Below are 20,504 nucleotides of genomic sequence, written 5' to 3'. Positions count from 1 at the left end.
CCATGGCATCTTCAAAATCCATGGGCGCATAATCGAATTTATCTTTGTCAGCAAAATTGCGCTCTTTTAAAGCTACAATCTTCTTCATCAACGGATGTTCCAAGTGGAATTTCAAATCCGGGTTGTCTGTGAAAAAATTTGCCATTTTGTTTTTTATTTTGAGTCCCTTTCGGAAATCTGATCCAACAATAATTTAATTGTTAACGATTAACTATTAGTGGTCAGTGTTTAATAACTTATCACTATTCATTAATCACTAATCACTACTTCGTGTTCTGCTTATAGAACTTAATTAATTTTGGCACCACTTCACCAACATCACCAGTAATAGCGTAATCAGCAATTTTATTGATTGGTGCATTAGGATCATTGTTAATGGCAATGATCATAGACGACTCTTCCATACCGGCTGTATGCTGAATCTGGCCTGAAATACCACATGCTATATATAGCTTTGGACGTACAGTTACTCCTGTTTGCCCAATCTGACGATCGTGAGTTGCATAACCAGCATCAACAGCAGCACGCGACGCTCCTACTTCGCCACCAAGAACTTCGGCCAACTCTTGCAGTTGCGCAAAGTTCTCTTTTGAACCCACACCATAACCACCGGCTACGATGATGGAAGAGTTTTTGATGTTCACCTTCGACTTTTCCATGTGGCGCTCAATTACTTTCACCACCAAATCTTCAGGTTTTAATACTTTATCAACATCAATATTGTTGACTTTACCTTTGTAGTTAGCATCGTAAACCTCCTTCTTCATCACACCCTCACGAACTGTAGCCATCTGTGGACGACAATCAGGGTTAATAATAGTAGCAACAATGTTACCACCAAATGCCGGACGAATCTGGTACAATAGGTCTTCGTATACTTTTTTGGCTTTTTTATCTTCGTGCGGACCAATTTCCAATGATGTACAATCGGCTGTTAAACCACTCACCAAAGCAGAAGAGACTCGTGGGCCAAGGTCACGACCAAAAGTAGAAGCTCCTAACAAAGCAATTTGTGGCTTCTCCTTTTCAAATAGGTTAACAATTACACTTGTATGAGGTAATGTCGTATAAGGATCCAAACGCTCATCATCACCAATGTGAACCACATCAGCTCCGTATGGATACAATTCTTTTTCAATTCCTTTTAAGTTGTGGCCTAAAATTAATGCCTCCAACTTACAGTTTAACTGGTTGGCAAGAGAACGCCCTTTCGTCATTAATTCTAACGACACATCGGCTACTTTTCCCTCATCTATTTCGCAAATAACAAATACGTTGTTCATTTTTTCGAATTTAAAATTTAGTAACTAGTTTTTAGTCAGTGGTCAGTAGTACATAACTACTATCTAAACTCTACTGACTAACCACTAATTTAACCTATCGTGTGATTAGCAATTAATTCTTTCATTAATTCATCGATCTCGTCGTCGGCTGGTGTTATTTTTTTAGCCTCTTTAGCCTGAAAAACGACATTTTCGATTTTCTTAACTTTTGTTGGAGAACCAGAAAGACCTAACCAGTTAATATCCGTTTCAATATCGTTAACACTCCACTCTTCAATGTTAAGATACGGACGATCAGCTGTTAGATCGATATAGTCTTCTGTTTCGGCCTGACGCTCAGTAATTGTTTGCGCATGCTTGTACTTCATCAACAATTTAGCATTACGCGGACGACAATCTGGTGCACTTGCATTAACAGTGATGACACCTGGCAAAGGCATTTCTACCGTTTCAACTCCACGCTCTAAACGACGCTTGATGACAATTTTCTTTTTATCGGCTGAAAGTACCTCTTCTGCATATGTTACCTGAGGTAAACCAAGCTTTTCGGCCACCTGAGGACCAACCTGAGCTGTATCACCATCAATCGCCTGACGACCGGCAATAATCAAGTCACATTTTGCCATCTTTTTAATGGCACAAGAAATAGCATAAGAAGTTGCTAAAGTATCTGAACCTGCAAAAGCTCTATCTGTTAATAAAAAACCATTGTCCGCTCCTCTATATAGGCCTTCGCGAATAACATCGGCTGCACGTCCGGGTCCCATCGTTAAAATAGTTACTTCTGTACCCGGGTAGTTATCTTTTAATCTTAAGGCTTGCTCAAGAGCATTCAAATCCTCTGGATTGAAGATAGCCGGCAATGCCGCACGATTCACTGTCCCATCAGCTTTCATGGCATCTTTGCCTACATTTCGGGTATCAGGTACTTGCTTCGCAAGAACTACAATTTTTAATCCCATTGCTTCAATTTTTGGTAAAGAATTATTATCGGATGACAAATATATAAAATCGGTTCAATTAACAAAGAGAGTTATAAACACCTAACCTCCTTTACTTTATAATACTTTGTTTACATTTTAAATAATTAACACCTTTTGAATACCCAATTACCAATAAGATCATATCAACCACATTATCTGCCAATTAGCTTACATTACGAATTACTTTCGACCAAAATCAATCGCTTTTATCAAGCCTGAACAAAAATGAAGACGAATTGCTCTATTTAAAATGAATTTAAGTAAGTTTTAAAGTAAGGTATGAGTTACTAAAGCGACCAATATACTACAAAACTAAACATGTAGTCAATAATTAAATTTGAGTAAGATGAGGATCTATATTTTAGCGATATTAGTAATTATAGGAAAAGGAGTTATGGCACAGGATACAACAAAAATAAAACTCAACCCGCTTAATGAGGAGGAAAAACGAGTGATCATTCATAAAGGCACAGAATTTCCATTTACGGGAGAATACACGAACCATAAGGAGGAAGGTCAATACATTTGTAAACACTGTGACGCACCGTTATACAATTCAAATGATAAATTTGACTCGCATTGTGGCTGGCCAAGTTTTGATGATGAAATTAAAGGAGCTGTTAAGAGAGTGCCGGATGCAGACGGCAGACGAACTGAAATTGTTTGTGCACGATGCAATGGTCATTTAGGGCATGTTTTTATTGGTGAAGGTTTTACTGAAAAAAACACTCGACATTGTGTTAATTCCATCTCTTTGAAGTTTGTACCTAAAAAATAAGGTTAAACCTGGCAGAGAATAAGTTCTGCCAGGTTTAGAAACTGTTTAAATATTGTTTTTGAGAGTTAGTTTGGATGAATTAAGTTCTCAGATAAGGCAAAATTGATGCGAATAGCAACGCTATTTAAAGATTTTTTGCAGAAGTATGAGGGCTTAAGTCGCCAAAATAAACCAAAGGATAAAACTTAAACAGTTTCTTAATCTTACAATTTATTCTGCATCATATAACTGCTCATTATATTGATGTATTCCGTCAATTTTCTGTAATTGATTTTTTCAGGTATGTCATTAGGTGTGTGATAATCCTTGTGCAGTCCGGTATAAAAAACAGAAGTATCTGAATGAGGTCTGAAGCTTGCCTGGTCTGATGGAAACCCCATCAATAACAACAATAGTTCTGTATCAAATCGGCGAACTTTCAGAAAATCGGAGTTTTGCTGTGCGTATTTATCAAACCCCTTAACAAATTCACGACCATGTTTGCCTTGAGCTTTAGCAAAAATAACATCTTCGCAACTTTTACGATCACGTTTATTACGACCGATCATATCCATATTAATAACCAGTGCAACATCTTGTTTAATTGCCTTAGCGAAATGGCGTGAGCCATACAATCCTTGTTCTTCGGCATCAAATAAACAAAAGTAAATTGTGTGTTCAGGCTGATAATTGGCTTTCTTCAAGCTCTTAGCGATCTCTATTACTGCAGCTGTTCCTGAGGCATTATCGTCTGCACCAGGATAATAGTCTGTAAGCTGATCCCCTTTTATTTTCCTTGAATAAAGAGAATCTACATGATCGTAGTGAGCACAAAAAACAACAGTCGGTTGTTCTTTTTGACTTCCTTCAATCTTAGCAATAACATTTCTATACTTTTTACTGATCAGTGAATCAGGCTCTTCATTTAACCTCAATCTTTTAATAGGTTCTGCGTTAGCTGCAATCAGTTCAGATATGCTTTTTTCACTTGCAACCAGTACATTTAAATGTTCAAAACCTTTTAAATAAGCATCGCACTCTGCTTTATCATGTGCATAATGCAAATAGTTAGTCAGAACAAATACTTCCTGTGCACTTTTTGCCGCTTTTAAACTTTTGAGGTTTATTTTAAAACGTTTCTTTTTTTTGTTGGACATTAAGAGCACATATTCTTTTTTGCCAGTCTGTTGATATTCATCTTGAACCTTCTGCATCCCTTCTTCAAAAGTATCGGCATACAACTTGACAAAAACACTACTTTCTTCTTTCCTATTCTGGTCATCACTCTCGACCAGTTCAATTAAAGCATCTTCAACCCAATGGGATTTTTTGTTTATATGGGCCACAAGGAAAGTATCTATACCATTCGATAAAAATGAAGGCTTCGCTATGGTTCTACTTCTTGAGAAATCCTGATAATAGTGAGTGGAATCGGTAAAAGCACTTAATCCCGCCGAAACAAATTCATTCGCAATGTAATCAGCAGCCTTTTTACCTTCTTCCGTACCTGCAATTCGACCATTTAACTCTTCAGAGGCAAGATAATATATATGTTTCTTAATTGATTGTTCGTTAATTTGAGCATAAACGGAGTGGAAACATAGAAATATAAACACCTGCAATGTGCTATGTGTGATTAGCTTTCTCATTATTAAGATTATTAATTTAGGTTACACTGATAATTTATAGTGTGTACTAAATTAACAATCCGAACTAATTGTGAACTCTATACCTTCCTATTTATAATTATTCTAAGGCAAATATCTGTTAATTATGTACGATGAAATTATAGTAATTATATGTGGATTATGCCCTCTTTTTTAGTTCGCAGCAAACTTTATGCTTATTGTTGTTTGAACACAATTCATATAAAGGACAATATTGCGGTAAATAGTCACACATTTCGATGTCCACAATTTGATTATTAATGGGAAACACCTGATGATTGAGAGCATGACGGAGGTGACCATATTTAATATGATTGGTAACACTTTTCTCGAAAATAGGATTTAAGCCGTGTGCATTATAAACAGCCGTAAAACTTCTGACGACAACTTCGGCCTCTGTATCGGTCAGATAATCAACTTTAGGAAAAAAGAACTGTTCCATCCCAAACAATTCGCCCACCTTAATTCCGTAATGATTATCGTTATGATACAAATCAAAATCAGTTCCCTCTGTTGTTTCGAAAAAACTCTCAAGGTTTTTACCCGACCGCATCCTAAGCTCTTCTAGATCCTCCAACAAGTATTTAATATACTTCTTCATCAGACATAAAATTTAACACCCTTTTCCCTTCAACGTAAAACAAACCTTTGCAGTTACAAAAAGATGTGATTATTAACTAATTTTCAGATATTTAGTTCCATTTTCCATGCCAAAGTCAAATAATTGTATTTAATTGATGATTGTTAACATCCTTTAATGCACTAATCTTAACTTTGAGGTTTTAAAATCGCATTGATGCTTGTAGACTTATTTGTTCCTTGTTTTATCGATCAGATGTTCCCTGATACAGCCTGGAGTACAATTAAATTGTTGGAAAAAGCCGGTTGCGAAGTGAACTATAATCCTAATCAAACTTGTTGCGGACAACCATTATATAATGGTGGCGATATAAAACGTGCAACAAAACTTGCTGATAAATTTATTACTGATTTTCCTTATGAACGGCCTATAATAACACCTTCAGCCTCTTGTGCCGGATACATTCGAAATCATTATTCTAATATAGTTGATGAAAACAATGCGGAAAGGCTTAAAAAAAACACATTTGAACTTTGTGATTTTTTGGTAAATCAACTTAAGGTCGATGAATTCAATGCCTGCTTTCCGAATAGAATTACTTATCACGATGCCTGTTCTGCTTTACGTGAATATGGCATTAAAGATGAGCCTCGCCAATTATTGAATAATGTTAAAGGAATTGAACTTATAGAAATGCCTAATCGTGATCAATGTTGTGGTTTTGGCGGAACTTTTATGGTGAAATATGCTCCTATTTCAACAGCAATGACACAACAAAAGGTTGAACTGGCCATATCAACAGGCGCAGAATATATTGTATCCTCTGAGGCTTCATGCCTGCTTAATATTCAAAGCTATATTAATGCACAAAAGTCACCAATTAAAACCATTCATATTGCTGACATTCTTGCAAGCAACTTGTAATTCTATTTAGTTCTTGCGAGTATACTTTGGGTAAGTATTCGATAGATCTCTTCAAGTTCTGGTTTATTTTGCAATGAATTAAGATGCTTTGAGATAATCTTTTGGTCATTTCGTGAAGCCGGTCCTGTTTGTGTTTTTGACGGTGGTAAAGTCATTACCTTATTAGCCGTTTCGGCAATTAATGGTTTTAGCAGTTCAAATGACAAGCCACTTTCAATTAATGTCTCTTCTGCCAATCGATACATATGGTTTACAAAGTTACAAGCATAAACAGCTGCAATGTGTAAATCACCTCGTTGTTTGGAACTGGCCCTTATTACATTCATACTAATCTGCTTTCCCAGTTCAAATAGCTTTTCAGCATTCCACTCAATATTGGCCTCAATCAATACCGGAACATGGTCAAAATCAATATCACTATCCTTAGTAAAGGTCTGAAATGGATAAAACACACCGTAATTTTCGAATCGACTCAGGCTACTAATACCTATGCTTCCAGCCGTATGAGCAACAATCCCGCTTACATTCGGCATATTATTAACAACATCTGGTAAAGCATCATCACTTACAGAAATGATGTATAAATCAGCCAGGATATCCAATTGTGAAAAATCAGTTATTGGCTCTGCATTCACGATAACTGCCAACTCATGAGCATTCTTCAATTGTCGGCTAAGCACCTGTTTTATTTTATGATTTTGTTTAAGCAACGCTTTAGTTAAATGTGTTGCCACATTTCCTGAGCCTATAATAACTATATTCATGTGTTTGATTTTTCATTTAGTCGTCTCATGGAAGTCTTGATGAGTTTCAATCATTCTTGTAAGTTTTTTACGAAGATATGAAACATCAGGCATCTGTTAAATCGATTTAAAACAAAAGACAATAGTTAAATAAGTTATCTACTTTGATAATAAAAGTAACATTCTTAAAATTCAATCATTAAGCCAATCGTGGGCAGCACTGTCCCCGATGTTGTATTTAATTCTTTAAGAGCATAACGTTGTTCTTCAATCGGATCTCCCGGATTGATTATTATGGGTTGATTATTTTCATCTAAAACCTGTATTAACTCAGGTGCCTGTTGAGCTTGCTTGTTATACAAATTCTGAATATCAACGTAAAAGCCTAATGTCATTTTATTAAGATACCAGGTTTTGTCTACCCGCAAATCCAATTGATGAAAACTATCTAAACGCTTTGTGTTAAACTGCGAATAGTCGAGATATTGCCTGTTCTGAGCATCCCAGGCCAGCACTAATGAAGATTTATCGAAATCGTAAGGTGTAAATGGTAATCCACCAACAAATCGCCACTTAATTCCCAAATCCCAGTTTTTACCTAAGTTTTTATTCCCTGTGAAAGTAAACAGATGGCGACTGTCCCACGATGAAGGAACAAATATATCTTCCCAGTTTGTAAACTCGCTCCGAACATAAGTATAAGCTGCAATCAGATTAAGACCTTTAGTTGTGCGGGTTCTCACTAACAATTCAGCTCCATACGCTTTCCCCCTGGATGTTGAAGTTACTTCTTCATCACCAAAAATACCAAAATCGCCCCCTTTACTTGCCATCGAAATGGAGTCCTGAATTGAGAATGGATAATCATCATATTCTTTGTAAAATCCTTCGAGTGTAATACGAGTTCGTTGATCAGGTCTGAATTCCAGACCTCCAACCAGATGATCTGAATATAAATATTTCAAACCATTCGCTTTATTCACCAGTTCTCCGTCATTACTGCGATATCCCATTGTAGTATAAGCTGGATTTTGATAGTAGCGTCCAACATTCATATTAATGTACACATCAGGCAACAACTTATAGGAAGCTGCTAAACGCGGACTAAACTGATCCGGAAGATTATTCATCTTCGAAGAATAATTGTTGGCATCCATTCGCAATCCTGCTGATAAGGTCAAACGATTATTAAAAAATGGATGTGAAACCGAACCAAATACAGACCATTTTATGAAGTCTAATTCAGATGAATAATTAATTTCGGTTGGTTCATCATCTTGAAAGACTTTATTATAGGTATCATTAAAGTATTGAACATACTGAGCACCAAACCCAACATTTATTGTAAAATCGTTGGGTCGAGCAGTATATTCAACTCTAAATTTATTTTCGATTTCATCAGAGGAATAATCCGTTAACAAATTCTCTGGAATTTCAATATTGTCCTGATATTTGTATGCCTCATTATTTAAATGATTTCTACTGATAAAAAATGACAGATAGCTTTTCTCGAAATAATGTTTGTAAGCGGCTCCAATGGTATAGTTCCATTGATTATTGACGGGCAGGTAGTCAAGGATATAGTTATTTTCTTCTGTTGGCTCAGCATTTTTATTCAGCTTAAACCGGTCGATGGCGCCTACACCAAGAAAGGTAATTTCATTTTTTGCATCTATTCGTGTTCTTGTTTTAAATTGAAAATCGGTAAATGTTGGCAAAAATGGCAAACCTAGTGCATCAAACAAAAATTGAAGGTAAGATCGTCGAACCGAAGCAATCATGCCAGTTTTATCACTCAAAGGTGCAGTTGTTGTTAATGAAACTTCTGATGCTCCAACACTTCCTTTAAAACGTGGTTTTTCTTCCTTCACATCAATCTGTTTGAATTCGAATACTGAACTCAGAGCATTTCCTTTAGATACAGGAAATGCACTTGAATAAAAATCAACCTCACGAATAAAGTCTACATTAAGTATTCCTACTGGTCCTCCAGATGCTCCCTGAGTTGTAAAATGATTGAGATTTGGAATTTCTATACCATCTATAAAAAAACGGTTTTCTGATGGTCCTCCTCCTCGAACAAACAGATCATTACGAAATGTACTGGCACTTCCAACTCCAGGAAAGGATTGCAACACCTTTGAAATATCCCGATTGGCTCCTGCACTTTTTTCGATCTGATCAATACCAATTCGTCTTAAAGACACAGGTGCTTCGGCTTTTACAACGTACGGGGACGCGGTAATCTGGATTTCATCTAATGCTTCAGCTGAACTCTCAAGGAATAATTCAATATAATTACTTCGTATTTGTGAGACATTAATCTCCTCGGTTATTATTGGCTTATAGCCAAGCGAAGACAGTTGTAAACGCACAAAACCCGCTTGTACATTTTCTAGTTCAAACCGTCCTAATGTATCAGTAATAGTACCTGTGGTTGTTTCATATATTAATACATTGACGAAAGGTATTGCCTTATTGGTGTATGCATCTTTTACTAAACCTGTAACCTTACCTCTTTGAGCGAATAAAATGCTTGTCCATATCAGAAGAAATAAAGTAATTAATACACGTATCATTTGTTGAATTATTGAGGTTTATGATTAAACACAATGTCAGCTAAATAGTTTACTCATTCATTAACAATGTTTGATATAACTTTCTTTTCTTTTGATGACAACGCTCATTTATCAATGGCGTAACAATACATAGTTTAGCGCATTGAGTTGAAATCTAGTTTTTTTGTTACCTTGCTGTTACAATTAAAATCAATGAATCGAAAATCTTTATTCCGACAATTTTTAGTTTGGCGCTTAAGACATGTTAGTAATCGCCAGTTTATGATGATTCTAAGCATTTTGGTTGGTATTGGGGCTGGTCTGGCTGCTGTCATCATAAAAAATTCGGTTCATTTTATTAGTGACTTGGTTCATCAGGCCACACAAAGCAGCAAAGGATATTTATACCTGATTACGCCTTCCATTGGTATCTTTTTATCAGTGCTCTTTATAAAGTATGTTATTAAGCGACCTGTTCGGCATGGTATCCCCAATGTGCTTTATGCTATTTCGAAAAACCAGGGGCAAATGAACCGGCATAATATGTTTTCATCAATTGTCACCAGTGCTTTAACGGTAGGTTTCGGTGGAAGTGTCGGACTGGAGGGGCCAACTGTTTCAACAGGTGCTGCTATTGGCAGTAACATCGGACAGTTATTCCGTTTGAATTATCGTCAGATAAAACTTCTTCTTGGCTGTGCATGTGCCGGAGCTATGGCTGCTATTTTTAAAGCTCCGATCGCTGCCATTGTATTTGCCCTTGAAGTGATTATGCTTGATTTAACTTTGGCATCCCTGGTACCTATTTTAATGGCTTCAATTTCAGCGGTTGTCACTTCTTACTTATTTATGGGTCAGGAAGTAGTATACCCTTTTGATGTTACACAAACATATGAATTAAAAGATTTGGCATATTATATTGCCTTAGGAATAATAGCCGGGTTTGTTGCAACTTATTTTACCCGCATATATATACTGATAGAGCAATGGTTCGAAAAGTTTAAGAAGAGTAGAATGCGCCTGTTAGTAGGCAGTTTATTATTGGGCTCCTTGCTGTTCTTTTTTCCATCGCTATACGGAGAAGGATACGAAATTGTAAATGCAGCGATGGCCGGAGATACAACACACGTATTTAAAGATTCAGTCTTCGCTTTTCTATCTGATAACTTTGTTGCGCTAACTTCATTTCTAAGTCTGATTATATTACTTAAAGTAGTTGCAGCTTCGCTAACTTTCGGAAGCGGCGGTGTTGGTGGTATTTTTGCTCCAACACTATTCATGGGAGCTAATACGGGTTTATTATTTGCCACAATTGTCAATAAACTTGGTTTTCACCAATTGCATACTCCTAACTTTGCCCTGATTGGTATGGCAGGATTAATTGCAGGCGTGCTTCAGGCACCACTTACAGGCATATTTCTAATTGCCGACCTATCAGGAGGATATGAAATGTTTTTACCATTGATGATAACAGCAACGGTCTCATTTGCAACCACCAAAACATTTGAAAAACACTCTGTTTATACTCACCAGTTAGCCAAACGTCGTGAGCTTATCACTCACGATAAAGACCACGCGGTTTTAACTATGATGGAGGTTAAAAACTTGATTGAAACGGATTTTGCTAAAATTAAACCAGATGCGACACTTGGTGATTTGGTTGAAGTCATATCCGAAGCACACCGTAACCTATTCCCTGTTGTCGACAGTGAGGGGCAGTTACATGGTATGATTAAAATGGATGATATTCGCAAAATCATCTTTAAACCGGACCTATACGAAACAACGCTGGTAAAAGATTTGATGTATATGCCAGAATATTACATCAGTCCTGACGACACCATGGAAGACCTTGTTGAAATGTTTCGTAAATCGAGTCGCTTTAATATTGCTGTGATTGATAAAGGAAAATACCTTGGATTTATTTCAAGGGCCAATGCGTTTACTGCCTATCGCAACCAATTAAAGATGTTCTCTGAATAGCTCTTATAATTCCTCCGTTTCTTTTGCTATCCTACGTCTCTCCTGTTCGACAAGAAAATCGTTCAGAATACGCTCCACTTCATCAAATCCACTCGTTTCCATCAACTGTGCCCGCAACTGCACGGCACCGGGGAAGCTATTTGTATAAATTTTAAAGAATCGTTTTAAAATAGCCCAGGGCTTAACACCCTGCCATGTTTTTGAATACAAACCAGCATGTAAACGTAAGGCTTCTATCCGCTCTTCCATGGTTGGTAAGTAAGCTGGATTGTAAAACCATGGGTTATGAAAAATACCACGACCAACCATCACGCCATCAACACCAAACTCCATTACCTTATCCAATGATTCTTCAATTGACATCACGTCACCATTACCCAACAACTTTATATCTGGATTAATGTCATTTCGAAGTTGTACTGATTTACTTATCTCATTCCAGTCAGCTTCTCCTTCAGACATCATTTTCTGGATTCGCCCATGAACAATTACGGCATCAGCTTCTGAATGAAGCAGGTTTGAAATCCAAGATTCTGTCACAACCGACTTAAAACCAACCCTTGTTTTTACACTTAATGGTAAATCTGATGCTTCGTGAACTGCAGTTATGATTTCACGAGCTAATTCAGGAGTATTGATCAAAGCTGAGCAAGCACCTTTTTTAATGATGTTCTTCATCGGACAGCCCATGTTAATATCAATACCGTCAAAATCAGTTTCTTCGGCAATATATCTGGCTGTTTTATAGAACTTCTCTGGATCGGTACCCCATATTTGTGCAACAAGCTTAACATTATCCTTCCTTACTAGCTCTAACTCACTGGCGTTAACGTGAAAGCGGTGAACCACTTTATCTTTCCCAACCGGATGACAAAATCCGTCAGTGGACAAAAATTCACTGAACAACAAATGAAGATTACCTGGACTGGATAATCTTAAAACAACTTCACGAAACACCGTATCTGTAACATCCTCCATTGGCGCCAATGCCCAAATTGGCCCATTAGCATCTTTCCAGTAATTATCCTTGTTTGTCAAAACCTTTTCCCCCATAACAATCACACCATTATTCAAATAAACCTTCATCGCGAATTACCATCAATACAGATGACTGCGAAACAATAATATACTTTTCCTTTTTATACTCAATTTCATAACCCCCACTTTGAAGATAAATGGCCAAATCTCCTTCTTTCGGTTGCAATGGCACATATTTCACGGTCTCATCTTTCTTTTTCCAAGTCTCATCCTCATCCGATGCTGCTGGTATTGGATATCCTGGTCCAACCTTAACGATATAACCACTGTGTACCTTTTCTTTTTCATGAACACTTGGTGGCAAATACAGCCCTGATTTTGTCTTACTCTGTGGCACACGTGGTTTCAATAAAATTCTGTCTCCAACCAGAATAAACTTCTCAAGTCCTTTATCATCTATACCTAACGACATCGTAATATTTGTTTTTAGGCTGCAAAGATATTAAATTGTCCATAAAATCTTACAAAATGCGTTTGCAGCTATGCTGCGCCAAACGTTAGTTTGCAAGTGATTAACTTTTTTTAACAACACTAAATATCAGAGTTTTATTGAATTGCCAAATCCTTTTTTATACATTTGTTGACAACTTTTTAGCAGATAGTAGAACTCTCTACACAGCTCTCAAAGAAAAAGTAGATATATTAAATGAATTAGATATCATTGATCTAATCATTTCAACCTATAACCTAGAGTGATTATGAAGCCAAACATGAACGAACGCAAGCTTCGCAAAATCGAAGATGAACAATGGAAGGAGCTAACATTTACCGATAAAAGGTACGAAGTTAGTAACTATGGTCGCATCAAGAGTTATTGCTACGATAAAGTTGATGGGCGCATTGTTAAACTTGGTAATATTAAGGGCTTTTTTAACGTTAGTTTACGCGTAAAAGGACAGAAAAAATCTTTTCTGGTTCACAAGTTGACAGCAGAATATTTTGTTGAAAAAACAGCAGAGGATCAGGATGTTGTTATACATCTTGACTGGAACAAGCAAAATAACTACTATACCAACCTGCAGTGGGTTACAAAAGCTGAAAGTTACAAGCGTATGCACAAGGTATTGCAGGAAGCCCGCAAAAAAGCAGGTAAAGTTGTTACCAGTTCGAAATTATCTACGGACGACGTTGCCGTTATAAAAGGGATGCTTGAGAAAGGTGTAAAACAAAACCTGATTGCTAAATTATTTTGTGTAAGCGAAATGCAAGTGAGTCGTATTGCCCGAAAAGAGAATTGGGCAGAAATAGAACCTAAAATGTAATCTACATTTTTTAAAATATACGGAGGGGGCCAATGCCCCCTCTTTTTGTATCTGATGATTCAACACCTTACAGATTATAAGAATAATCATCGCCATTCTTAAGATTCGTTAAAAATAACTTCCAGCAACTCTTACTCCTTTTATTTGTATTACTTTTGTGCCCGTTATGAACAAACTCAATCGAATCATAGGGAAAATCTTAATTTGGCGTGTCAAAAATATCAGCCAAAAGCATTTCATTCTTTTGCTAAGCCTCATGGTTGGAGTTTTTAGTGGCCTTGCAGCGGTAACACTTAAAAACACTGTACATTTCACACACCATTTATTAACGGAAAACTTTACGCTGGAAAATCGCAACTATTTGTACCTGGCGTATCCAATGATTGGTATTCTACTTACAATCCTAATCATTAAATTCTTTGTGAAAGATAGTCTGGGACATGGTGTTAGCAAAATACTATATGCCATTTCAAAGCGAGGTGGTCATTTAAAAAGCCATAATAATTACTCATCTATAGTCACCAGTACTTTCACTATCGGATTTGGAGGTTCGGTTGGAGCAGAGGCACCGATTGTGCTTACAGGTGCTTCTATTGGTTCTACACTGGGACGATTATTCAGGATGAATTATAAAACCATTATTCTGTTAATGGGTTGTGGAGCAGCAGGTGCGATTGCCGGTATCTTTAAAGCTCCTATAGCCGGATTGGTTTTTACACTTGAGGTAATGATGCTGGATTTGACCATGGCTTCAATTATTCCTCTCCTGATATCTGCCATCACTGCATCGACCATCGCTTACTTTTTTCTTGGTAAGGGAGCCGAATTTGCATTTACGCTGGAAGCTCCGTTTCACCTGAATAACATCCCTTATTACGTACTGCTTGGTATCTTAGCCGGATTTATATCACTGTATTTTACCCGCGGTATAATGAATACCGAGAAACAATTCGGCAAATTAAAAAATCCATTTAGTAAATGGATCGTCGGAGGTTTATCATTAAGCTTGTTGATCTTTTTATTCCCTCCACTATATGGTGAAGGTTATCAAACTATCATTGCTTTATTGAACGGTAATAGTCAGGCCGTGATGGGCGAAAGTTTTTTTTATGGCTGGCATGAAAATGTCTGGGCATTAATTGCCTTTCTGGTACTGCTGATCATCTTTAAAGTTTTTGCAACCGCTGCAACTACGGGAAGTGGTGGAATTGGTGGTATTTTCGCTCCCACATTGTTTATGGGAGGAGTAACTGGCTATCTATTTGCTAAAATCATTAATACACTTGGCTTTTCAGAGGTTCCATCATCGCATTTCACATTGGTAGGTATGGCTGGCATGATGGCCGGTGTGATGCATGCGCCACTGACAGCTATCTTTCTGATCGCTGAGATTACAAATGGTTACGGCTTATTTATTCCATTGATGATCACAGCAACGATCGCTTACCTAACCATTATGTATTTTGAGCCTCACTCACTTTATACTAAACGCCTAGCACAAAAAGGTGAATTGATTACTCATCATAAGGATAAAGCGGTACTGACATTAATGCGATTGGAAAAGGTGTTGGAAACAGATTTTAAATGTATCTATCCGGAAATGACCCTTGGTGAATTGGTTAAAGTAATTTCAACTTCAAAACGCAATATTTTCCCGGTTATCAATCATAAAGATGAATTGCGAGGTATTGTATTGTTGGATGATATCCGCGAAATAATGTTTAATAACGATTTGTATCATGAAACAACCGTTGAGGAGTTGATGTCCATTCCGCCGGCTATGATTGAGATTGATGAAAACATGGATAAGGTAATGCGTAAGTTTGAAGAAACAAGTGCGTGGAACCTACCGGTAGTGAAAGATGGTAAATATCTTGGGTTTGTTTCTAAGTCAAAGATATTTTCGGTGTATCGACGTGTGTTGATTCATTATTCTGATGATTAATTGAGTTCTGAGTTTCGTGTTTTGAGTTAAAGAGTTTATTGGCTTGACGATTTAACAAATAAACACTGGTACATTCCCCCCATCAACAAATATTTCTCCCAAGTACTTTTTATGAGCTTTGAACGGTTTAAAGATGAAACGAGTCATCACCATACCTTTCAAAGCACAGATATAAAACAGTTAGTGAGTATCATGTGACCTTTGGAAACATATCCAAAACACATGAATAATATCAACTCTGTATTATATCATTTTTGCATCTCGTAAAAAGTTATAAACTGCAATGTTTTTTTTATCAGCTGGTTCACGTAAATTTGTGACCCCTGACAAAAAACAAGTCACTGAATATTAGGCCCAAGTGGAATGATCTTCAGTTACAAATTGACAACGGTCAGTTTTAAAATGAGAGAAATAATGTAATAAATAACAATAATTAATCAGTATTAACCACACATGCCCCATAGCGGACTATGTGTTTTGATACTCACACCTTAATAATTATATCAGATAAGATGAAACGAGCCATAAGAAAAGTTTCTCACACACGAGGATGACAAAATTGGCGAGTTCCATGTGACAAATAAAAATCTAATAATAGACACATGAAAAGAGATACTGTAATTTTCGATCTAATTGAGAAGGAATACGCTCGCCAGAAAGAGGGTATTGAGTTAATTGCTTCAGAGAACTTTGTGAGCGAGCAGGTGATGGAAGCTCAGGGTTCATGTTTAACCAACAAATATGCCGAAGGATACCCTGGCAAACGTTACTATGGTGGTTGCCAGGTGGTAGATCAAACTGAGCAATTGGCCATTGATCGTGCCTGTGAGTTGTTTGGTGCTGAATATGCTAACGTACAGCCTCACTCGGGTGCTCAGGCTAATGCCGCTGTATTTTTTGCAGTATTAAAGCCAGGTGATACCTTTATGGGTCTTGACTTGGCACACGGTGGTCACTTAACACATGGCTCGCCAGTTAACTTCTCAGGCGTAACCTACAACCCGGTTTGCTATCATGTTAAAGAAGATACCGGATTGGTTGATTACGATGAGATGGAAGCTATTGCTCGTGAGCATAAACCTAAAATGATCATTGCAGGTGCTTCGGCATACTCGCGCGAGTGGGATTATGCACGTATGCGTCGTTTAGCTGATGAGATTGGTGCTTTATTACTTTGTGACATGGCTCACCCTGCAGGATGCATTGCCAAAGGTCGCTTGAACAATCCTGTTGAGCACTGTCATATTGTAACAACTACTACTCACAAAACTTTACGCGGACCTCGTGGTGGTATGATTTTAATGGGTAAAGATTACGAAAACCCATTTGGTTACAAAACACCAAAAGGAGAAACCAAGATGATGAGTGCTGTATTAGACTTCGCTGTGTTCCCAGGTCAGCAAGGCGGACCATTGGAGCATGTAATTGCTGCTAAAGCTGTTGCTTTTGGTGAGGCGCTATCTGATGATTTCGCAACTTACGTTGACCAGGTACGTTCTAACGCTCAGGCGATGGCTGATGAGTTTGTGAAGCTTGGTTACAAAATCATTTCTGGCGGTACTGATAACCACTTGATGTTGATTGATCTTCGTACCAAATTCCCTGATATTTCAGGTAAAAAAGTGGAGAACACTTTAGTAAAAGCAGATATCACCATCAACAAAAACATGGTGCCATTTGATACGCGTTCACCGTTTTCTACATCTGGTATCCGTATAGGTACTTCGGCCATTACTTCTCGTGGTTTAAAAGAAGATGAGATGCGTACCATCGTTGGTTTAATTGATGAAGTAATCTCTAACATCGACAATGAAGAAGCAATTGCTGAAACACGCAAAAAAGTGAATGCTTTGATGGCTGACAAACCAATGTTCGCATGGTAATATAGCTAATAGCCGCCAGAATGCTACACTTATAGCTGTTAGCGATTTATATAACGCTTAAAAAAGTTGTTAGATATTAGATCACTCACTGATAGAGGCTAGTGTTAAATCTGGTATCAGACTTTGGGTTAATTAGAAAATCCCCCTCTCCCTGCGGGTATCTCCCCAAGGGGAGAATGTTGGAATTAACGAATCTTCCCTTTGGGGAGGTGCCGATAGGCGATGGGGGCATACAGATTAATTATAGTTAATTCGAGGCTAGCGATTTACATGATGGTTAACTTATTATATAGAGCCGCTTTCGTTGGAGAGCGGCTTTTGTTATAGTAAGGATGCGATCTTTATTTACATTGTGCTCATAAAGATCGCATCCATTTTCGTCTTATCTTTAGACACCAAAATGAATAAACATGTCAATTGTTGATGCAGCGCTACTCATCCTTGCGGGGCTCTTTGCCGGTTTTATCAATACGCTTGCAGGAAGTGGTTCATTAATCACTTTACCCCTGCTTATGTTTTTAGGTTTATCGCCTCATCAGGCTAATGCCACTAACCGGATAGCTATCTTTTTTCAGAATGTAGTAGCAGTACGCAATTTTAAACAACAGGGTTTGATTAATTACAAAAGCAGTTTATTTTTGGTGATTCCGGCTTTATTGGGTTCGATTATAGGTGCTTCCATTGCGGTTACTATCGACGAAAAAGTACTTAACCTGTTCATTGGCTCTCTTCTGTTTGTTATGTTTTTTGTGATCCTTTTTAAACCCGATAAATGGGTAAAAGCACAAGCCGGACAAGTGAATGAAAAACCAGCGATCTGGCAAATCATCATTTTCTTTTTTATTGGTGTATATGGTGGTTTTATTCAAGCTGGTGTTGGTTTCTTTTTATTGGCCGGACTGGTATTAGGAGTTGGTTATGATTTAATAAAAGCCAATGCTATCAAAGTTTTTATAGTACTTGTATACACTGCTGTGGCCTTAGGTATTTTTATTTGGTCGGGGCAAGTTAACTTCTTATATGGTATTATATTGGCGGTTGGTAATGCCAGTGGGGCATTTATTGCTTCTAAATATGCTCAGCAAATTGGAGTTAAGTATATCCGTTATATCTTATTGGTTACTGTATTTGTGGCTGGCGTAAAGGTGTTGTTTTTATAATGCTCGGTGATTAGTGCACTGTACGGTACTTTACTCTCCTCAGTCTTGCACAACATCTTTATTTTGGTTTTAGTAAAAGCACCAATTGCAAATTGGCGCAAGCGAGGAGCATATGGCACCAGCGAAAATATGTATGACACAGTTTATTGAATAGACCCATAAATGAATGTGGCAGTCGCCAAATTGCATGTGTAAATTGCAAAATTGCATGTGTCAGTTCCTAAACGAAGGGTGAATATCAAATAATCGGAAGTGGCGATTAAATAATGACATGTAGAGATTGATAAATGGAATGTGGCAGTCGCCAAATTGCATGTGTAAATAGCAAAATTACATGTGTCAGTTCCTAAACGAAGGGTGAATATCAAATAATTGGATGTGGCAATCAAATAATGACATGTAGAGATTGGTAAATTGAATGTGTCGGTCCCCAAATTGCATGTGTAAATTGCAAAATCGCATGTGTCAGTTCCTAAACGAAAGGTGAATATCAAATAATTGGATGTGGCAATTATTATTTAAAGGCAGCAGACAAATACATAAATTTTACTCGTCGCCCGACTAAATTATTTGATGTTTATTAGTCGGACGACGAGTAATGCGTTAACTGCAAAACTTACTTAATAAGTATATCTGTATGTTTTAGTCTAGCTGGAAATGATACGTGATGGTTCCTTGAGCGTAGGCCGATGCACTTTTATCGGCATTAAACTTGGCTCGTCGGGCAGCTGCTTTAGCATTTTCGATTAACTCACGATCCTGCGTATTGGAGCCTTTCAATTGAAATTCAGCTGAGGTTACATTACCGTTTCTGTCAACAATAATCTTGATCACTACAATTCCTTCCTTTTTATAACTAAAGGATGGATAAGGCAGGCTCCCTACGAGTGAACGTCCTCTTAAATCAAACCCATTCCCTGATTTATTGGTTCCGAAAGCCATACGGGCTCTAGAACCCGTATCTCCAGTTACATAGCCTTGGTTACCACTAAAGGCTCCGGTTACACGATTACGTGATTCCATTGCACGCCGCTCTTCCTCCTTACGTCTTTTTCGTTCAGCTTCCTCTTGTTCTCTTTTTTTGACCAATTCCTTTTGAGCCTCTTCAGATTCTATACTCTCTTGCTCTTCTCGTTCATCAAAACTACTTACAACTCCGTAAAGCTCATTTTCAAGATTATAAATAATGTGTCTGTTATTTCGCTGCTTATTCCGTTTTGTGTAAATCTGTTGTCTAAGCTCGCTTATCTTTTTTTCTAAAAGAAGAACTTCACTCTCTAGGTCTTTATTCTCCAACTTAAGTTGATGAATCCTGGCTACTTTTTTATTCGACTGCCCGGCTAAGGGAATAATAATTATAAATTGAATTAAAAATATAAATGCGTATTTCATCGTATATACTTTAAACACCCTAATTTCTTAATTTAGAGTTTAATCTCATTTAGCATGATCGAGAAGGCACCTAGTGAATCGACCAGAGGTTTATAAAAATTGAATTTGGTAACATTAAGATCCTTTAGCCAACAATTAAAATCCAAATGCCTTTTTCAATCCAATTTCCATTAAAAATAACAATCTCGACTCTGATTTTCCATTAACTTCTGTATAACCTATATTTAATATATCTGTTTTAGGATTATAAAGATATTGAACTTTGTATCTTTTTTTTGATTTAATTTTATACTCGTAAACCATTATACCATTTTCCGAAGGAAATTTATTAAACTTAATATCCCCT

At 37.2% G+C, this 20,504-nt stretch carries 17 protein-coding genes; 7 read left to right on the top strand and 10 right to left on the bottom strand.

The genetic code is table 11. The features are described 5' to 3' along the window. Positions 1 to 263: 263 nt before the first annotated feature. Together AC4MRQ_RS17565 and AC4MRQ_RS17560 are read right to left on the bottom strand one after the other, a co-directional pair. Positions 264 to 1,283, bottom strand: a complete 1,020-nt coding sequence (locus AC4MRQ_RS17565) for an electron transfer flavoprotein subunit alpha/FixB family protein (protein WP_491199012.1) — start codon at positions 1,281 to 1,283, stop codon at positions 264 to 266. Between the two features lie 89 nt (positions 1,284 to 1,372). After that, positions 1,373 to 2,245, bottom strand: coding sequence for an electron transfer flavoprotein subunit beta/FixA family protein (locus AC4MRQ_RS17560; RefSeq protein WP_491199011.1), 873 nt, complete (start codon positions 2,243 to 2,245; stop codon positions 1,373 to 1,375). A gap of 367 nt (positions 2,246 to 2,612) precedes the next feature. Here AC4MRQ_RS17560 and AC4MRQ_RS17555 point away from each other — a divergent pair, with 367 nt between their 5' ends. Next, on the top strand, positions 2,613 to 3,044 hold the full coding sequence (locus tag AC4MRQ_RS17555) for a methionine-R-sulfoxide reductase (protein WP_491199010.1): 432 nt from the start codon (positions 2,613 to 2,615) through the stop codon (positions 3,042 to 3,044). 203 nt (positions 3,045 to 3,247) lie between these two features. On the opposite strand, the gene AC4MRQ_RS17550 is transcribed toward AC4MRQ_RS17555, so the two are convergent. Together AC4MRQ_RS17550 and AC4MRQ_RS17545 are read right to left on the bottom strand one after the other, a co-directional pair. After that, the gene (locus AC4MRQ_RS17550) at positions 3,248 to 4,672 is read right to left on the bottom strand and encodes a M28 family metallopeptidase (RefSeq protein ID WP_491199009.1); all 1,425 of its coding nucleotides are present in this window, start codon (positions 4,670 to 4,672) and stop codon (positions 3,248 to 3,250) included. Positions 4,673 to 4,829: 157 nt separating this feature from the next. Continuing rightward, the gene (locus AC4MRQ_RS17545) at positions 4,830 to 5,291 is read right to left on the bottom strand and encodes a hypothetical protein (RefSeq protein WP_491199008.1); all 462 of its coding nucleotides are present in this window, start codon (positions 5,289 to 5,291) and stop codon (positions 4,830 to 4,832) included. Positions 5,292 to 5,486: 195 nt separating this feature from the next. Between AC4MRQ_RS17545 and AC4MRQ_RS17540 the strand changes: the two genes are divergently transcribed. Beyond that, positions 5,487 to 6,194, top strand: a complete 708-nt coding sequence (locus AC4MRQ_RS17540; RefSeq protein ID WP_491199007.1) for a (Fe-S)-binding protein — start codon at positions 5,487 to 5,489, stop codon at positions 6,192 to 6,194. Positions 6,195 to 6,196: 2 nt separating this feature from the next. On the opposite strand, the gene AC4MRQ_RS17535 is transcribed toward AC4MRQ_RS17540, so the two are convergent. Further along, on the bottom strand, positions 6,197 to 6,958 hold the full coding sequence (locus AC4MRQ_RS17535) for a Rossmann-like and DUF2520 domain-containing protein (protein WP_491199006.1): 762 nt from the start codon (positions 6,956 to 6,958) through the stop codon (positions 6,197 to 6,199). A 164-nt stretch (positions 6,959 to 7,122) separates the two neighbouring features. After that, on the bottom strand, positions 7,123 to 9,516 hold the full coding sequence (locus tag AC4MRQ_RS17530) for a TonB-dependent receptor (RefSeq protein ID WP_491199005.1): 2,394 nt from the start codon (positions 9,514 to 9,516) through the stop codon (positions 7,123 to 7,125). Between the two features lie 192 nt (positions 9,517 to 9,708). Between AC4MRQ_RS17530 and AC4MRQ_RS17525 the strand changes: the two genes are divergently transcribed. Beyond that, on the top strand, positions 9,709 to 11,478 hold the full coding sequence (locus AC4MRQ_RS17525; RefSeq protein WP_491199004.1) for a chloride channel protein: 1,770 nt from the start codon (positions 9,709 to 9,711) through the stop codon (positions 11,476 to 11,478). Between the two features lie 3 nt (positions 11,479 to 11,481). On the opposite strand, the gene AC4MRQ_RS17520 is transcribed toward AC4MRQ_RS17525, so the two are convergent. Next, positions 11,482 to 12,564, bottom strand: coding sequence for a tRNA dihydrouridine synthase (locus AC4MRQ_RS17520; protein WP_491199003.1), 1,083 nt, complete (start codon positions 12,562 to 12,564; stop codon positions 11,482 to 11,484). Next, positions 12,545 to 12,928 carry a co-chaperone GroES gene (locus AC4MRQ_RS17515; RefSeq protein WP_491199002.1) on the bottom strand — a complete coding sequence of 128 codons (384 nt, stop codon included), beginning with the start codon at positions 12,926 to 12,928 and terminating at the stop codon, positions 12,545 to 12,547. The genes AC4MRQ_RS17520 and AC4MRQ_RS17515 overlap by 20 nt, the downstream gene beginning before the upstream one ends. 286 nt (positions 12,929 to 13,214) lie before the next feature. On the opposite strand from AC4MRQ_RS17515, the gene AC4MRQ_RS17510 reads away from it, so the two are divergent. The 4 genes from AC4MRQ_RS17510 (at position 13,215) to AC4MRQ_RS17495 (ending at position 18,766) form a co-directional block, all read left to right on the top strand. Beyond that, positions 13,215 to 13,778 carry an NUMOD4 domain-containing protein gene (locus tag AC4MRQ_RS17510; protein ID WP_491199001.1) on the top strand — a complete coding sequence of 188 codons (564 nt, stop codon included), beginning with the start codon at positions 13,215 to 13,217 and terminating at the stop codon, positions 13,776 to 13,778. 256 nt (positions 13,779 to 14,034) lie between these two features. Continuing rightward, on the top strand, positions 14,035 to 15,723 hold the full coding sequence (locus tag AC4MRQ_RS17505; protein ID WP_491199000.1) for a chloride channel protein: 1,689 nt from the start codon (positions 14,035 to 14,037) through the stop codon (positions 15,721 to 15,723). Between the two features lie 602 nt (positions 15,724 to 16,325). Beyond that, positions 16,326 to 17,606, top strand: a complete 1,281-nt coding sequence (gene glyA / locus AC4MRQ_RS17500) for a serine hydroxymethyltransferase (RefSeq protein ID WP_491198999.1) — start codon at positions 16,326 to 16,328, stop codon at positions 17,604 to 17,606. A gap of 410 nt (positions 17,607 to 18,016) precedes the next feature. Then, positions 18,017 to 18,766 (top strand): sulfite exporter TauE/SafE family protein, encoded by a 750-nt coding sequence (locus tag AC4MRQ_RS17495; RefSeq protein ID WP_491198998.1) that lies wholly within the window; start codon positions 18,017 to 18,019, stop codon positions 18,764 to 18,766. Between the two features lie 642 nt (positions 18,767 to 19,408). Here AC4MRQ_RS17495 and AC4MRQ_RS17490 read toward each other — a convergent pair. Together AC4MRQ_RS17490 and AC4MRQ_RS17485 are read right to left on the bottom strand one after the other, a co-directional pair. After that, on the bottom strand, positions 19,409 to 20,158 hold the full coding sequence (locus AC4MRQ_RS17490) for a TonB family protein (RefSeq protein WP_491198997.1): 750 nt from the start codon (positions 20,156 to 20,158) through the stop codon (positions 19,409 to 19,411). 135 nt (positions 20,159 to 20,293) lie between these two features. Continuing rightward, positions 20,294 to 20,504: hypothetical protein (locus tag AC4MRQ_RS17485; RefSeq protein ID WP_491198996.1), on the bottom strand; the 211-nt coding region annotated here is incomplete at its 5' end.

Source organism: Carboxylicivirga sp., from assembly GCF_982718395.1.
The sequence above is the reverse complement of the archived record's forward strand: the minus strand, read 5'-3'. Positions and strand labels throughout refer to the sequence as shown.

Coding starts and splice junctions, on each gene's coding strand:
- AC4MRQ_RS17560 (WP_491199011.1), bottom strand. CDS start 2,245: ATGGGATTAAAAATTGTAGTTCTTGCGAAGCAAGTACCTGATACCCGA.
- AC4MRQ_RS17520 (WP_491199003.1), bottom strand. CDS start 12,564: ATGAAGGTTTATTTGAATAATGGTGTGATTGTTATGGGGGAAAAGGTT.
- AC4MRQ_RS17545 (WP_491199008.1), bottom strand. CDS start 5,291: ATGAAGAAGTATATTAAATACTTGTTGGAGGATCTAGAAGAGCTTAGG.
- AC4MRQ_RS17540 (WP_491199007.1), top strand. CDS start 5,487: ATGCTTGTAGACTTATTTGTTCCTTGTTTTATCGATCAGATGTTCCCT.
- AC4MRQ_RS17530 (WP_491199005.1), bottom strand. CDS start 9,516: ATGATACGTGTATTAATTACTTTATTTCTTCTGATATGGACAAGCATT.
- AC4MRQ_RS17515 (WP_491199002.1), bottom strand. CDS start 12,928: ATGTCGTTAGGTATAGATGATAAAGGACTTGAGAAGTTTATTCTGGTT.
- AC4MRQ_RS17525 (WP_491199004.1), top strand. CDS start 9,709: ATGAATCGAAAATCTTTATTCCGACAATTTTTAGTTTGGCGCTTAAGA.
- AC4MRQ_RS17565 (WP_491199012.1), bottom strand. CDS start 1,283: ATGAACAACGTATTTGTTATTTGCGAAATAGATGAGGGAAAAGTAGCC.
- AC4MRQ_RS17510 (WP_491199001.1), top strand. CDS start 13,215: ATGAAGCCAAACATGAACGAACGCAAGCTTCGCAAAATCGAAGATGAA.
- AC4MRQ_RS17550 (WP_491199009.1), bottom strand. CDS start 4,672: ATGAGAAAGCTAATCACACATAGCACATTGCAGGTGTTTATATTTCTA.
- AC4MRQ_RS17535 (WP_491199006.1), bottom strand. CDS start 6,958: ATGAATATAGTTATTATAGGCTCAGGAAATGTGGCAACACATTTAACT.
- AC4MRQ_RS17495 (WP_491198998.1), top strand. CDS start 18,017: ATGTCAATTGTTGATGCAGCGCTACTCATCCTTGCGGGGCTCTTTGCC.
- glyA (WP_491198999.1), top strand. CDS start 16,326: ATGAAAAGAGATACTGTAATTTTCGATCTAATTGAGAAGGAATACGCT.
- AC4MRQ_RS17505 (WP_491199000.1), top strand. CDS start 14,035: ATGGTTGGAGTTTTTAGTGGCCTTGCAGCGGTAACACTTAAAAACACT.
- AC4MRQ_RS17555 (WP_491199010.1), top strand. CDS start 2,613: ATGAGGATCTATATTTTAGCGATATTAGTAATTATAGGAAAAGGAGTT.
- AC4MRQ_RS17490 (WP_491198997.1), bottom strand. CDS start 20,158: ATGAAATACGCATTTATATTTTTAATTCAATTTATAATTATTATTCCC.